Origin of the sequence: Sphingomonas sp., from assembly GCF_036388435.1 — a bacterium.
Taxonomy (GTDB): Bacteria; Pseudomonadota; Alphaproteobacteria; order Sphingomonadales; family Sphingomonadaceae; genus Sphingomonas.
The window spans coordinates 10,976-23,859 of record NZ_DASVRV010000032.1; the positions used below are offsets into that span (position 1 = coordinate 10,976).

General features: G+C 67.8%; 13 protein-coding genes and 1 tRNA gene. 11 read left to right on the forward strand and 3 right to left on the reverse strand.

The annotated features are described in order from the left end of the window. Nucleotides 1-21 precede the first annotated feature (21 nt). On the forward strand, nucleotides 22-3,294 hold the full coding sequence (locus tag VF592_RS07235) for an error-prone DNA polymerase (RefSeq protein ID WP_331004942.1): 3,273 nt from the start codon (nucleotides 22-24) through the stop codon (nucleotides 3,292-3,294). A gap of 5 nt (nucleotides 3,295-3,299) precedes the next feature. On the opposite strand, the gene VF592_RS07240 is transcribed toward VF592_RS07235, so the two are convergent. Beyond that, entirely contained in the window at nucleotides 3,300-4,307 is a 1,008-nt protein-coding gene (locus tag VF592_RS07240) for a fumarylacetoacetate hydrolase family protein (RefSeq protein ID WP_331004943.1), read from the reverse strand. A gap of 149 nt (nucleotides 4,308-4,456) precedes the next feature. Between VF592_RS07240 and VF592_RS07245 the strand changes: the two genes are divergently transcribed. After that, on the forward strand, nucleotides 4,457-5,614 hold the full coding sequence (locus VF592_RS07245; RefSeq protein WP_331004944.1) for an acyl-CoA dehydrogenase family protein: 1,158 nt from the start codon (nucleotides 4,457-4,459) through the stop codon (nucleotides 5,612-5,614). A gap of 137 nt (nucleotides 5,615-5,751) precedes the next feature. On the opposite strand, the gene VF592_RS07250 is transcribed toward VF592_RS07245, so the two are convergent. Beyond that, a complete protein-coding gene (locus VF592_RS07250; protein WP_331004945.1) occupies nucleotides 5,752-7,113 on the reverse strand; it encodes a GGDEF domain-containing phosphodiesterase in 1,362 nt (453 codons plus the stop codon). Nucleotides 7,114-7,307: 194 nt separating this feature from the next. Between VF592_RS07250 and VF592_RS07255 the strand changes: the two genes are divergently transcribed. Beyond that, on the forward strand, nucleotides 7,308-7,550 hold the full coding sequence (locus VF592_RS07255; protein ID WP_331004946.1) for a hypothetical protein: 243 nt from the start codon (nucleotides 7,308-7,310) through the stop codon (nucleotides 7,548-7,550). Then, the gene (locus VF592_RS07260; RefSeq protein WP_331004947.1) at nucleotides 7,547-8,131 is read left to right on the forward strand and encodes an arylesterase; all 585 of its coding nucleotides are present in this window, start codon (nucleotides 7,547-7,549) and stop codon (nucleotides 8,129-8,131) included. Before VF592_RS07255 ends, VF592_RS07260 begins: the two co-directional genes overlap by 4 nt. A gap of 6 nt (nucleotides 8,132-8,137) precedes the next feature. On the opposite strand, the gene VF592_RS07265 is transcribed toward VF592_RS07260, so the two are convergent. Next, nucleotides 8,138-8,227, reverse strand: a tRNA-Ser gene (locus tag VF592_RS07265). A 125-nt stretch (nucleotides 8,228-8,352) separates the two neighbouring features. Between VF592_RS07265 and hspQ the strand changes: the two genes are divergently transcribed. From hspQ to VF592_RS07300, 7 genes are all read left to right on the forward strand, one after another. Next, nucleotides 8,353-8,733, forward strand: a complete 381-nt coding sequence (gene hspQ / locus VF592_RS07270; RefSeq protein ID WP_331004948.1) for a heat shock protein HspQ — start codon at nucleotides 8,353-8,355, stop codon at nucleotides 8,731-8,733. 114 nt (nucleotides 8,734-8,847) lie between these two features. Then, the gene (rplU, locus tag VF592_RS07275; RefSeq protein WP_331004949.1) at nucleotides 8,848-9,186 is read left to right on the forward strand and encodes a 50S ribosomal protein L21; all 339 of its coding nucleotides are present in this window, start codon (nucleotides 8,848-8,850) and stop codon (nucleotides 9,184-9,186) included. Nucleotides 9,187-9,200: 14 nt separating this feature from the next. Then, entirely contained in the window at nucleotides 9,201-9,470 is a 270-nt protein-coding gene (gene rpmA / locus VF592_RS07280) for a 50S ribosomal protein L27 (RefSeq protein WP_331004950.1), read from the forward strand. A 177-nt stretch (nucleotides 9,471-9,647) separates the two neighbouring features. Further along, nucleotides 9,648-10,190 (forward strand): GNAT family N-acetyltransferase, encoded by a 543-nt coding sequence (locus tag VF592_RS07285; protein WP_331004951.1) that lies wholly within the window; start codon nucleotides 9,648-9,650, stop codon nucleotides 10,188-10,190. Between the two features lie 91 nt (nucleotides 10,191-10,281). Further along, nucleotides 10,282-10,884, forward strand: a complete 603-nt coding sequence (locus tag VF592_RS07290; protein WP_331004952.1) for a TetR/AcrR family transcriptional regulator — start codon at nucleotides 10,282-10,284, stop codon at nucleotides 10,882-10,884. Nucleotides 10,885-10,893: 9 nt separating this feature from the next. Continuing rightward, a complete protein-coding gene (gene obgE / locus VF592_RS07295) occupies nucleotides 10,894-11,940 on the forward strand; it encodes a GTPase ObgE (RefSeq protein ID WP_331004953.1) in 1,047 nt (348 codons plus the stop codon). Nucleotides 11,941-11,970: 30 nt separating this feature from the next. Further along, nucleotides 11,971-12,867 carry an NAD-dependent epimerase/dehydratase family protein gene (locus VF592_RS07300; protein WP_331004954.1) on the forward strand — a complete coding sequence of 299 codons (897 nt, stop codon included), beginning with the start codon at nucleotides 11,971-11,973 and terminating at the stop codon, nucleotides 12,865-12,867. Nucleotides 12,868-12,884 lie beyond the last annotated feature (17 nt).

A 12,884-nucleotide genomic window follows, 5' to 3' on the forward strand; every position in this document is an offset into this window, starting at 1 on the left:
TCATCTCGGACCGGTCCGGCAATGAGCTATGCCGAGCTTCAGGTCACCACCCATTTCTCGTTCCTGCGCGGGGCGTCGTCGCCCGAGGAGCTGTTCGCGACCGCGTCGGTGATGGGCTATGCGGCGCTGGGGGTCACCGATCGCAATTCGGTGGCGGGCATGGTGCGCGCGCTGGTCGCGGCGGAGGAGGTATCCAGGCAGCACGCGCGCGTCCGCCCGATCGTCGGCTGCCGGCTCGACCTGGTCTCGGGCGCGTCGCTGCTCGTCTGGCCCGAGGATCGCGCCGCCTGGAGCCGGCTCACGGCCCTGCTCACCCGCGGCAAGGCCCGCGCCGACCCGCGGCATGGCGAAAAGGGCCGCTGCTTTCTCCACTGGGAGGACGTGGCCGAAGCGGCGCCGGGGCTGGTCGCCGCGCTGGTGCCAGGCCGTGACGGCGCCGACGCCGATCAGTTGCGCTGGATGGCCGAGCTGTTCGGGCGCGACCGGGGGCATGTGTGCCTGACCTTTCACCGCCGCCCCGGCGATGCCGGCCGCCTGGCCCGCGTCGCGGAGGCGGCGCGTCGGCACGGGCTCCGGCCGCTCGCGACCGGCGACGTGCTCTATCACGCGCCCGACCGCCACCGGCTTCAGGACGTGGTCACCGCGATCCGCGAGAAATGCACGATCGACGAACTTGGCCTGCGCCGCGAGCGCCATGCCGATCGCCACCTGCAACTCCCCACCGAGATGGAGCGCCGCTTTCGCCATCACCCCGACGCCCTCCTCGCCACCGCCGCGATCGCCGAGCGCTGCACCTTCTCGCTTCGCGACTTGCGCTATCAATATCCCGACGAACGCGTGATGACCGCCCATTCGCCGCAAAAGGCGCTGGAGAGGATGACGTGGCGCGCGCTCAACGCGCGCTTCCCGACAAGGCCGGCCGGACGCTATCGGCGTCTGCTCCGCAAGGAACTCTCGCTCGTCCGCAAGCTGGACTACGCGCCCTATTTCCTGACGGTCCATTCGATCGTCCAATATGCGCGCAGTCAGGGCATCCTGTGCCAGGGGCGCGGTTCGGCCGCCAATTCGGTGATCTGCTTCGTGCTCGGGGTCACCTCGATCGACCCGGTCAGGCATCAGCTGCTGTTCGAGCGCTTCCTGTCGGAAAGCCGCCACGAGCCCCCCGATATCGACGTTGATTTCGAACATGAGCGGCGCGAGGAGGTGATCCAGTGGATCTACGACACCTATGGCCGCGACCATGCCGCGCTAACGGCGGTGGTCAGCCGGTTCCGCACCCGCGGCGCCATCCGCGAGGTCGGCAAGGTCCTGGGGCTGGCCGAGGACGTGACCGCGGCGCTGGCCGGCCAGGTCTGGGGATGGTCGAGCGACGGGGTGCCCGCCGACCGGGTCGCGGCGCTCAACCTGGACGGGGGTGAACAGCGACTCGCGCTCGCGCTCGACCTCGCCCGGGAGTTGATCGGCACGCCGCGCCACCTGTCGCAGCATCCCGGCGGCTTCGTCCTCACCCGCGACCCGCTCGCGTCGCTGGTTCCCGTCGAACCCGCCGCGATGATCGACCGTCAGGTCGTAGAATGGGAAAAGATCGACATCGAGGAGCTCGGCTTCATGAAGGTCGATATCCTGGGACTCGGCATGCTCGGCTGCATGCGTCGCGCGTTCGATCTGCTCGCCGCGCACAAGGCCATCCGCCTCACCCTGGACGACGACATCCTCCAAGCCGAGGACGAGCCGACTTTCCAGATGATGTGCCGCTCCGACACGCTGGGCGTGTTCCAGATCGAGAGCCGCGCCCAGATGTCGATGCTGCCGCGTATGCGCCCCGAGAATTTCTACGATATCGCGATTCAGGTCGCGATCGTCCGCCCCGGACCGATCCAGGGGGACATGGTCCATCCCTATCTGAAGCGGCGCGAGGACAAGCGGGCGGGCAGGAACAGCGTGGAATATCCCAGCCCGAAGCTGAAGATGGTACTCGAAAAGACGCTGGGCGTACCCTTGTTCCAGGAACAGGCCATGCAGGTCGCGATACTCGGGGCGAGTTTCTCCCCCGACGAAGCCGACCGGCTCCGCCGCAAGATGGCGACGTTCAAGATGACCGGCGGAGTCGGCGAGTTTCGTGACAAGTTGATCGAAGGGATGCTTCGCAACGGCATCACCCAGGAATTCGCCGAACGGCTGGTCAAGCAGATCGAGGGGTTCGGCTCCTACGGCTTTCCGGAAAGCCACGCGATGAGCTTCGCCAAGATCGCCTATGCCTCGTCTTGGATGAAGTGCCACCATCCGGACGTGTTCTGCGCCGCCCTGCTCAACTCGCAGCCCATGGGCTTCTACGCGCCCGCCCAGATCGTCCGCGACGCCGTGGCGCATCATGTAGAGGTTCGGCCGGTATGCGTCCGGGACAGCGACTGGGACACCAGGCTGCTCGACGACCATGGACGCCGCCCCCTTCGGCTCGGCATGCGCATCGTGACCGGTCTTGCCGCAAAGGACGCGAACAGGATCCTGAACGCCCGCGCCTCGGCGCCCTTCGCGTCGCTCGAGGACGTATGGCGGCGATCGGAGGTCAAGCTGGCGGCCTTGGAAGCGCTCGCCCGCGCCGACGCGTTCCATGGCTTCGGGCTGAACCGGCGCGGCGCGCTCTGGGCGCTGCGCGGGCTGGGCGAGCGATCCTTGCCGCTGCTCGCGCTGACCGGGACGCACGAGCAGCCGACGATCCTGAAACCGCTCTCGGCCGGGCGCGAGGTGGTGGAGGATTACCGCTTCACCCAGCTTTCCCTACGCGCCCACCCGCTTCAGTTCCTGCGCGCCGAGCTGGCCGGGCGGGGCATGATACGGTGCATCGATCTGGGCCACACCAGGGACGGCACGCTCGTCGAGGTGGCGGGGGTGATCCTGGTGCGCCAGCGGCCGGGCAGCGCCAAGGGCGTGTTGTTCATCATCCTGGAGGACGAGACGGGGGTGGCCAACATCATCCTGTGGCCGGACATATTCGAGACGCATCGCACCACCGTGATGAGCGCGGCGATGCTGTCGGTCCGCGGCCGCGTCCAGCGCCAGGGCGTCGTGATCCATGTCATCGGCGACGGCCTGACCGACCGCACCCCCATGCTGCGCCGCGTCGGCGACATGGAGATGCCACGCCTCACCAGCCCCAGCGACGGGATGCGCGGCGGCAGCCCGGACCGGGGCGAGAAGGGCTGGGAACCCAAGGTCCGCTCCGACTATCATTTCCGCGACCGGGCTCGCGACCGGGAGAACGACATCCCGATCAAGTCGCACGACTTCCACTGATGCGGTCAGACCGCGCGGACGCTCTGCTCGATCACGCCGAAGATGGGGTGATGACGATCGTCCTCCGCCCAGATGCGCACGGTGTCGCCGTCCTTGAGGAAGGGCGTGACCGCCGCGCCGCCGGTGATCACCTCCACGGTGCGGACCTCGGCCAGGCAGGAATAGCCGACCCCGCCCGCCGCGACCGGCTTGCCCGGTCCGCCGCCCGCGTCGCGGTTGGACACGGTGCCCGACCCGATGATCGTCCCCGCCCCCAGCGCGCGGGTCTTCGCGGCATGGGCGATCAGCGTCCCGAAGTCGAAGGTCATGTCCTCGCCCGCCTCCGCGCGGCCGAAGGGCCGGCCGTTGAGGTCGACCATCAGCCTGCGGTGGAGCTTCCCGTCCCGCCACCAGTCGCCCAGCGCGTCGGGCGTGACGAAGACGGGCGAGAAGGCCGATGCGGGCTTGGACTGGAAGAAGCCGAAGCCCTTGGCCAGTTCGGCCGGGATCAGGTTCCGAAGCGACACGTCGTTGGTCAGCCCGACCAGCCGCACCGCCGCCAGCGCCGCGTCGCGCGAGGCGCCCTGCGCCACGTCGCCGGTGACGACGACCACCTCCGCCTCCAGGTCGCATCCCCAGGCCTCGTCGGCGAGCGGGATCGCGTCGCGCGCGCCGAGGAACCCGTCCGATCCGCCCTGATACATCAGCGGATCGTGCCAGAAGCTTTCGGGCATTTCCGCGCCCCGTGCCTGCCGGACCAGCGCGACATGGTTCACATAAGCCGATCCGTCCGCCCACTGATAGGCGCGCGGCAATGGCGCCGCCGCGTCATGCTCGTGGAAGCGGTCGCGCGGGATCACCCCGTGATCGAGATCGGTCTGGAGGTTGCGCAGGTCGGGCGACAGCCGGTCCCATTCGTCGAGCGCGGCCTGGAGCGTGGGCGCGATATGCCGGGCATCGGTGCACCAGGCGAGATCGTTCGACACGACCACGAGCTTCCCGTCGCGACCACCTTTGAGACTGGCGAGTTTCATGGGTCCTGCTCTCCTTCGCTCCCTGCCCTAGCGGGTCGCGGCCGGAGTGGGTAGCCGCCGAGGCGCGAACATGCCCACCATAACAATTGTTACTTGACGCTCGCGGCACCCCGCCGCACGTTCCCGGCATCCGCTTTCGAGAGGTTTCCATGCTCACGCTCGACAACATCGCCGGCCGCTTCGCCTACAACGACGACCATGAAGCGTTCCGCCAGACGGTCCGCAGCTTTCTGCAGAAGGAGGCGGTGCCCAAGGTCGACGAGTGGGAGAAGAACCGCCTCGTCCCCAAGGAGTTCTGGCGGGCGGCGGGCGAGATCGGGATGCTATGCCCGACCGTGCCCGAGCAATATGGCGGGCTGGGCCTCGATTTCGGCTACAACGCCATCGTCGACGAGGAGATGAGCTATAACGGCGTCCCCGCCGGCTTCTCGCTCCAGTCCGACATCGTCGCCGACTATATCGCCCATTACGGATCGGAGGAGCAGAAGGCCGAATGGCTCCCCAGGATGGTGTCGGGCGAGACGATCACCGCCATCGCGATGACCGAACCGGGCACGGGCTCCGACCTCCAGGCGATCCGCACGAGCGCCAAGAAGGACGGCAATCATTACGTCATCAACGGGTCCAAGACCTACATCACCAACGGCCAGAACACCGACCTGACGCTGGTCGTGGCGAAGACCGACCCCGACGCCAAGCCCGCCTGGAAGGGCATGTCGATCATCCTGGTCGAGTCCGACCGCGAGGGGTTCCGCAAGGGCCGCAAGCTCGACAAGATCGGCCAGGACGCCGCCGACACCAGCGAATTGTTCTTCGATGACGTCCGCGTGCCCATCACCAACTGCCTGGGCGAGGAGGGCAAGGGCTTCATCTACCTGATGAGCCAGCTGCCCCAGGAGCGGCTGTCGATCGCCGTGTCGGTCCAGGCGTCCGCGCAAAAGGCGTTCGACGAGACGGTCGCCTTCACCAAGGATCGCAAGGCGTTCGCGGGGATGGTGTTCGACTTCCAGAACACCCGCTTTGTCCTGGCCGACATCAAGACCAAGCTCCAGGTCGGCTGGGCCCATCTCGACTGGGCGATCGCGCGCCACCTGAAGGGCGAGCTGACCAACGAGGAAGGTGCCGCCGCCAAATTATGGCACACCGAGCTGCAATGGGAGATCATGGACAAATGCCTCCAGCTCCATGGCGGCGCGGGTTACATGAACGAATATCCGATCGCGCGGTCGTGGCGCGCGGCGCGCGTCACGCGCATCTTCGGCGGCACCAGCGAGATCATGAAGGAAGTGATCGGGCGCTCGCTATAGCGCGAGCGGCGTCTTGTAGTTTGTTCCACTAACGTGAAACCGGCATCGGCCCGCTCCCCCCACCCGGCCACCCACGGATCATACTGGATGGGTGGCCGGACGGGGGAACGGGCCGGTGCCGTCTTACTCAACGGAGTTCAGCCCGCCTTTGGAATCACCAGCCGCGGTGTCGACAGATGCTCGCGGTGATCGAAATTGGTCAGAAATGTCTGGAGCGCCGCGAGTTCGATCGGGGGCGAGATCAGATAGCCCTGGATCATGTCGCACCCCATGACGCGCAGCAGCGACAGCGCGAGCGGGTCGTCGACTCCCTCGGCTGTCACTTCCATGTCGAGCGCATGGGCGAGGTCGATCGACGAGCGGACGAGCAGCGGGTCGCGGTGGCTGTCGATCAGCCCCGACACGAACATCTGGTCGATCTTGAGCTCATTGGCGGGAAGCTGCTTTAAATAGGACAAGGAGGACAGCCCCGACCCGTAATCGTCGATCGCGATCTTGATCCCGGCCGCCGAAAAGGCACGCAGATTGGCCAGCGCGCCCTCGGGATCCTGGATCACCGCGGTCTCGGTCACCTCGAACCCGATCCGGCCCCTGGCGGAGGTCACCGTCGCTAACGCGCGTCCGGCGAATTCGGCATCGGGCAGCAGCACCCCCGATATGTTGACGTAGATAGTCAGGTCGTGCCCCGACGCCGCGAGCCGCGCCTGGTCGGCGACGGCCTTCGCCAGCACCCATTCGGTCAGGTCGCGAATCGCGCCCGTGCTCTCCGCCAGGCGGATCAGCCGTTCGATCGCGACGGTGCCGCGTGTCGGATGCGGCCAGCGCAGCAATGCTTCGGCCGAGTCGATCGCGTTGGTGCGCGACCGCAGCTTGGGCTGGTAATGGAGCCGCAGCTCGTTCTGCTCGATCGCGCGGCGCAGGTCGCGCATCAGCGCGATGTCGTCTAGGCCCGACTCGTCCTCGCTCTCCTCGTCGGCGAAGCAGACGGGCTGGCGCGTGGCCTGGGCGGTCGCGATCGCGGCGGCGGCATGGTCGAGCACCTCCTCGCGCGTGGCGTCGGCGCTCGCCTGGGCGGCGCCGATCAGGACGGTCAGGTCGAAGGTCAGCTCGTCGATGGTGATGCGCTTCGTCAGGCGCTTGACGAGCGCCGTCAGCGCCGTTCGCGCGGCTTCCAAATCGGCGGCGACAAAGGCAAACTCGATCGATGTGCGCCCCGTCCGGCCTATCTCGCATCCGTCCAGGTCGGCCGCCACGCGTTCGGCGACATGGGCGAGCAGGCGGTTGGCGAGCCGGGCGCCGATGTCGCGGCGCAGCGTGGCGAACCGGTCGACCTCCAGGATCGCGACGAAGCCACCCCCCTCTCCCGCCGCAATGTCAGGCGGCTCGGCGCGAAGCCGGTCGAACCAAGGCGGCGCGACCGGTCGCCCGCGCCGGCGCGGCACGAGGCTCGCCAGGACGGCGCCTGCGACGAAGACGGCGGGAAGAAGGAACAGGTCCACGGGCTCAGCTAGCGCCATCAACGCTAAGGCACCGTTAAGTCCCATGGTGATCAGCGCACAATCCGGGCGCCTCGCCTGTGAAGCGCGCCGCGTCGACCAGGCCTGACCCATATCGACCAAGTCATGGATCGAGCACGGAAATCTGGAATCCGGGCGATCAGATTCCCATATCCTGGTTATCGTCAGGAGTAGATATGTTAACGCTTTCGGCACGGGTCACGCGTGGCCCCGACAAGGGCCGGCCGCTGGTGCTGGCCCGCAACCGGCACGGCAAGATCGTCACCGCGCTCGACCAGGCAGGCGCCGGCTGGCTTGAGCCTGACCGCGAGGATGTGGCCGCTCACCATGTCTATGCCAGTGGCCATGGTGCCTGCTTCAGCCATGACGGCCGGGGTGCCCAGGCGGCGTTCCACAAGCCCAGGCGGCACGCGCGTTGAGCGGCGCCGGTCCTTATGTGCTGGCGTTCGGCGACAGCCTCACCGCTGGCTATGGTCTGGCGCCCGACCAGGCCTTTCCCCGGCAGCTTCAGGCATTACTCGCAGCCGGTCGCCCGGGCGCGGTCGTCGATAATGCGGGCGTCTCGGGCGATACGACGGCCAGCGGTCGCGCGCGCTTGCCGCGCCTATTGTCGCGGCTGACGCGCAGGCCGGATCTGGCTATTCTGGAACTCGGCGCGAACGACCTGCTGCGCGCCGTCGATCCGGCACGGACGCGCGACAATCTCGACTGGATGCTCGGCGAATTTGAGCGGGTGGGCGTGCCGGTGCTGATCGCGGGGATGCTCGCGCCGCCCTTTCTCGGTGACCGGGCCGCGCGGTTCAACGCCCTTTATCCCGATCTTGCCAGATGCCACGGAGCGGCACTCCACCCCTTCTTCCTCGACGGGGTGATCGGCGACCGATCATTGGTGCTGGCGGACGGCATCCATCCCAATGCCTACGCGATTGCCATCGTCGCGCGACGCATCCTTCCCCATGTCGAGGCCGCGCTCGACCGGACAGCACGTCGAGCAGCATAAGGAAACTGGCGGAGAGGGTGGGATTCGAACCCACGGTACCCGCAAGGGCACAACGGTTTTCGAGACCGTCCCGATCGACCACTCTGGCACCTCTCCGCAGAGGTCTCGCGCCGCTTCGATGAGCGGGCTCGGCGGTCGAGCGCGGGCCTCTACCGACTTGCCTGCGCCCATGCAAGACCGTCGCGCTTGTGTCCGGCCCCGCATCCACTAAATGCAGTTTCATGCAGTTCAGCGATCTTCCCGAACCGGCGGCCCGCGCCGCAGTCTCCGCACCGCCGATCGCTCATGCGCGCTTTTCGATCGGTGATGTGGTGCGTCACCGCGTGTTCGATTTCCGGGGCGTGATCTTCGACGTCGATCCCGTCTTCGCCAATTCGGACGAATGGTATGACGCGATTCCGGCCGCGATCCGACCATCCAAGGACCAGCCCTTCTACCACCTGCTCGCCGAGAATGCCGAGTCGAGCTATGTCGCTTATGTCAGCCAGCAGAACCTGCTCGTGGACGACAGCGACGAGCCGGTCGATCACCCCGCCATTTCCGGGCTGTTCCGCGGGTTCGAAGATGGGCGCTATGCCCTCAAGCACGAGCATCGCCACTAGGGCCGTATCCACGCCGCGCGGTTGACACGCGGACGAGGCGCGACTAGCTGGCGCTTCTTTCCCGATGGGCCCGCGCGCCTGTCGGGTGTTCGAGATTTAGGAAGTGATAAGGCCATGTTCGCGATCGTGCGCACAGGCGGCAAGCAATACCGCGTCGCCGCCGGAGACAAGATCGTCGTCGACAAGATCGACGGCGAAGCCGGTTCCTCGGTGGAGCTGGGCGATGTCCTGCTCGCGGGCGAGGGCGCGGAACTGCGCTCGGTGGAAGGACTGACCGTCGCCGCCGAGATCGTCGCGCAGGCCAAGGGCGAGAAGGTCATCGTCTTCAAGAAGCGGCGCCGGCACAATTACCGCCGTCGCAACGGTCATCGCCAGCGCCACACGATCCTCCGGATCGTCGGCATCGGTGGCGAGACGCGGTCGGCGGACACCGCCGAGCCGGCGCAGGCGTAAGGAGTTAGTGAGCAATGGCACATAAGAAAGCAGGCGGCTCGTCGCGCAACGGTCGCGACTCGGCCGGTCGGCGCCTCGGCGTGAAGAAATTCGGCGGCCAGGAGTGCGTCGCGGGGAACATCCTCGTGCGCCAGCGCGGCACCAAATTCTATCCGGGCACCAATGTCGGTATCGGCAAGGATCACACCTTGTTTGCGCTCGTCGATGGCCGCGTCGCGTTCGCGCAAGGCAAGCTCGGCCGCAAATTCTGTTCGGTCCAGATTACCGCGCAGGCGGCCGAATAACGGACGACCAACGGGGTCGTCCACCAGGGCGATCCGGGTTCCTGCAGCGGAACCAGCCATCCAGAAAGGGAGTCGGGTCACCCCGGCTCCCTTTTTTCCTGCTCCCTTCACACCCGCTCTGTCGTCGTCACGTCATCCCGGCGTGGCAACGGCGCGCGATAAGGAGGAGAGCCGACGATGTTCGCCCTGACGCCCCGTCTGACACTTCGGCCCGGCTGGCCGGACGACGCAGCTACCCTCGCCCGGGCGATCGGGCATGAGGCCGTGGTGACTAGGCTCGCGCACGTCCCCTGGCCGTACCGGGTGGAGGACGCCCGCACCTTTCTCGCCCAGGCTCACGCGACCGACGCGCCGGTCTTCGTGATCGCGACGCGCGGGACGGAGCCGGAGCTGATCGGCGGGATCGGACTTCACCGGTGCGGCGACGCGCACGAGCTCGGTTATTGGCTCACACCGGACGCCTGGGGCCGCGGCTACGCTACCGAGGCCGGGCGCGCGGTGGTGGCGATCGCGCGCGACGGGCTGCGGCTGCCTCGGCTGATCGCCCGGCCCATGGCGAGCAATCCCCGCTCCGCGCGCGTCCTGGCGAAGCTCGGCTTTCGGCCGACCGGGCGCATCGTCCCGCTTGCCTGCCGCGCGCTGGGCCACGCTGTCGACGCGGTCGAGACGGTTCTCGACTTGGACGATGCGCGAACCGGGCCGATGCCGCTCGCGGCTTGACATGATCAGCCCTTCCCGCGCTTGTCGGGACGGGCCAAGCCGGCGACGCGATGATTGCCTTTGCCCGTCAAAACGTCGAACAGCCTGCCCCATGTCCGCGTCCACCCTTCCTACTCGCCGGCGCAACTCGCCCGAGGAGTCGCGCGACGCCGCGCTCGACGCCGCGCGCGCCTTGCTGGTCGAGGACGGCCCGCAGGCGGTGACGCTGAAGGCGGTGGCGGCGCGGATCGGGCGCACCCACGCCACCCTGCTCCACCATTTCGGCTCGGCCGAGGGGCTGCAAAAGGCGCTGATCGAACGCATGGCCAAGTCGATTACGAGCACGATCCGCGACGCCGTGCTTCGCAACCGCGCCGAGAATCGTAACCCGCGCGAGGTCGTCGATCTCACCTTTGACGCGTTCGGCAAGGGCGGCGCCGGGGCGCTGGCGAGCTGGATGATCCTGTCGGGCAACGAAAACGCGCTCGATCCGATCCTGACCGCGATCCACGATCTGGTCGACGAGCTCGCGGCCGACGAACATGTGCAGTCCAAGCGGCCCATTCACGAGGAAACGCTCCAGCTCGTCCTGCTCGCGCTGGGCGACGCGCTGCTGGGGGCGCCGATGGCCCGCGCGCTCGGGCTGCGGCGCGATGCGGCGCGCGATATCGCCTTTAGCGCACTCAATGCTGGCGAACCCGGCGCGCGGCCCTAGATAGCGTCCATGCATTTTCTGGATCAGGCCAAGATTTACGTCAGCTCGGGCAGCGGCGGACCGGGAGCGGTCAGCTTCCGGCGCGAGAAGTACATCGAATATGGCGGCCCCGATGGCGGCAATGGCGGCAAGGGTGGCGATATCGTGTTCGAGGCGGTCGCCGGCCTCAACACGTTGATCGACTTCCGCTATACTCAGCATTTCCGCGCGCCGCGCGGGTCGGGCGGATCGGGGTCGAACCGCACCGGCGGCGGGGGTGACGATCTGGTGATCAAGGTCCCCGTCGGGACGCAGGTGTTGTCGGAAGACAAGGAGGAGGTGCTGCTCGATTTCACCGAGGTCGGCCAGCGCGAGGTCTTCCTGCGGGGCGGCGACGGGGGGCGCGGCAATGCCAGTTACAAGACCTCGACCAATCGTACGCCGCGCCAGCACGGAACCGGCTGGCCCAGCGAGGAGGCGTGGCTGTGGCTGCGGCTCAAGCTGCTCGCCGATGCCGGGCTGGTCGGGCTGCCCAATGCCGGCAAGTCGACCTTCATCAACGCGGTGACGAATGCGCAAGCCAAGGTCGGTGCCTACGCCTTCACGACCACCCGTCCCCAGCTCGGCGTGGTCCGCCACAAGGGACAGGAGTTCGTCGTCGCCGATATTCCCGGGCTGATCGAGGGTGCGGCCGAGGGCGCGGGGATCGGCGACCGGTTCCTGGGCCATATCGAACGCTGCCGCGTGCTGCTTCACCTGGTCGACGCGCAGGATGCCGATGTGGCGACGAGCTACCGGATCGTCCGCGACGAACTCGCGGCGTACGGCGCGGGGCTGGTCGACAAGCCGCAGGTTCTGGCGCTCAATAAGATCGATACGCTAGACGACGAACTGATCGAGGCGCTCGTGTGCGAACTCGAAGAAGCTAGCGGGGCGGAGGTCATCCCGATCTCGGCCGCCGCCGGCACCGGCGTCGACTGGGCGCTGGACCGGCTGCTCGAGGCTATCGGGCCGACGGCTGCGACGGTCAGTGCCGACGACGAGGGCGGAGACGCGATTGAATGGTCGCCGCTTTGATCCGGTGACGGCACGCGAAGTCATGCGGGCGTGCTGATCGCGCTGACCGGCGGGACCGGTTTCGTCGGGGGACGCGCGCTCGATCGGCTGGTCGATGCCGGTCACGAGGTACGCGCCCTCACCCGCCGCCCACGACCGGCGCGGGATGGTGTGGCCTGGATCGAAGGCGCCCTCGACCGGTCGGACAGCCTGGACGCGCTCGTCGCTGGCGCCGATGTGGTTCTGCATATTGCTGGGGTGGTGAATGCCCCCGACCGCGCAGGCTTTGCTGCGGGCAACATCGCCGGAACGCACGCGGTGGTCGATGCGGCGGCGCGGGTCGGCGTCGAGCGTCTGGTCCACGTGTCCTCGCTCGCCGCTCGCGAGCCCGCGCTCTCCGACTATGGCTGGTCCAAGGCGGAGGCGGAGCACGTCGTCGAGGCATCGCCGCTAGTCTCCACGATCGTCCGCCCGCCCGCCGTTTACGGGCCGGGCGATCTCGAGATGCGCGACATGTTCCGCCTGGCGAGGCTCGGGCTGGCTTTGCTCCCCCCACCGGGCCGGATGTCGGCGATTGCGGTCGATGATCTTGCGCGGCTGCTCGTCTCGCTGGTGGAGCAACGCAGCGCGCGAGCCTGCTACGAACCCGATGATGGCTGCACCTATAGCCATGCCGAATTCGCGCGGGCGATCGGCCGCGCGGTCGGGCGGCGTGTTCTCCCCCTGCCCCTCCCCGCCGCGCTGCTGCGTCTCGGCGCGCGGATCGACGGGCGGCTGCGTGGGCAACGCGCCAAGCTTACGCCTGACCGCGCCGCCTATCTGACGCATCCCGACTGGACCGCCGATCCAGCCAGACGCCCACCCCCGTCGCTCTGGGCGCCGCGCGTCGACCTTGCACAGGGTCTGGCCGACACCGCGCGCTGGTACGCGGATCACGGGCTGTTATAGCCCCCCGACCGTCGAAC

Excerpts from the sequence above, each read along its gene's own strand:
- VF592_RS07235 (WP_331004942.1), top strand. The coding sequence starts at position 22 with ATGAGCTATGCCGAGCTTCAGGTCACCACCCATTTCTCGTTCCTGCGC.
- VF592_RS07240 (WP_331004943.1), bottom strand. The coding sequence starts at position 4,307 with ATGAAACTCGCCAGTCTCAAAGGTGGTCGCGACGGGAAGCTCGTGGTC.
- VF592_RS07245 (WP_331004944.1), top strand. The coding sequence starts at position 4,457 with ATGCTCACGCTCGACAACATCGCCGGCCGCTTCGCCTACAACGACGAC.
- VF592_RS07255 (WP_331004946.1), top strand. The coding sequence starts at position 7,308 with ATGTTAACGCTTTCGGCACGGGTCACGCGTGGCCCCGACAAGGGCCGG.
- hspQ (WP_331004948.1), top strand. The coding sequence starts at position 8,353 with ATGCAGTTCAGCGATCTTCCCGAACCGGCGGCCCGCGCCGCAGTCTCC.
- rplU (WP_331004949.1), top strand. The coding sequence starts at position 8,848 with ATGTTCGCGATCGTGCGCACAGGCGGCAAGCAATACCGCGTCGCCGCC.
- rpmA (WP_331004950.1), top strand. The coding sequence starts at position 9,201 with ATGGCACATAAGAAAGCAGGCGGCTCGTCGCGCAACGGTCGCGACTCG.
- VF592_RS07285 (WP_331004951.1), top strand. The coding sequence starts at position 9,648 with ATGTTCGCCCTGACGCCCCGTCTGACACTTCGGCCCGGCTGGCCGGAC.
- VF592_RS07290 (WP_331004952.1), top strand. The coding sequence starts at position 10,282 with ATGTCCGCGTCCACCCTTCCTACTCGCCGGCGCAACTCGCCCGAGGAG.
- obgE (WP_331004953.1), top strand. The coding sequence starts at position 10,894 with ATGCATTTTCTGGATCAGGCCAAGATTTACGTCAGCTCGGGCAGCGGC.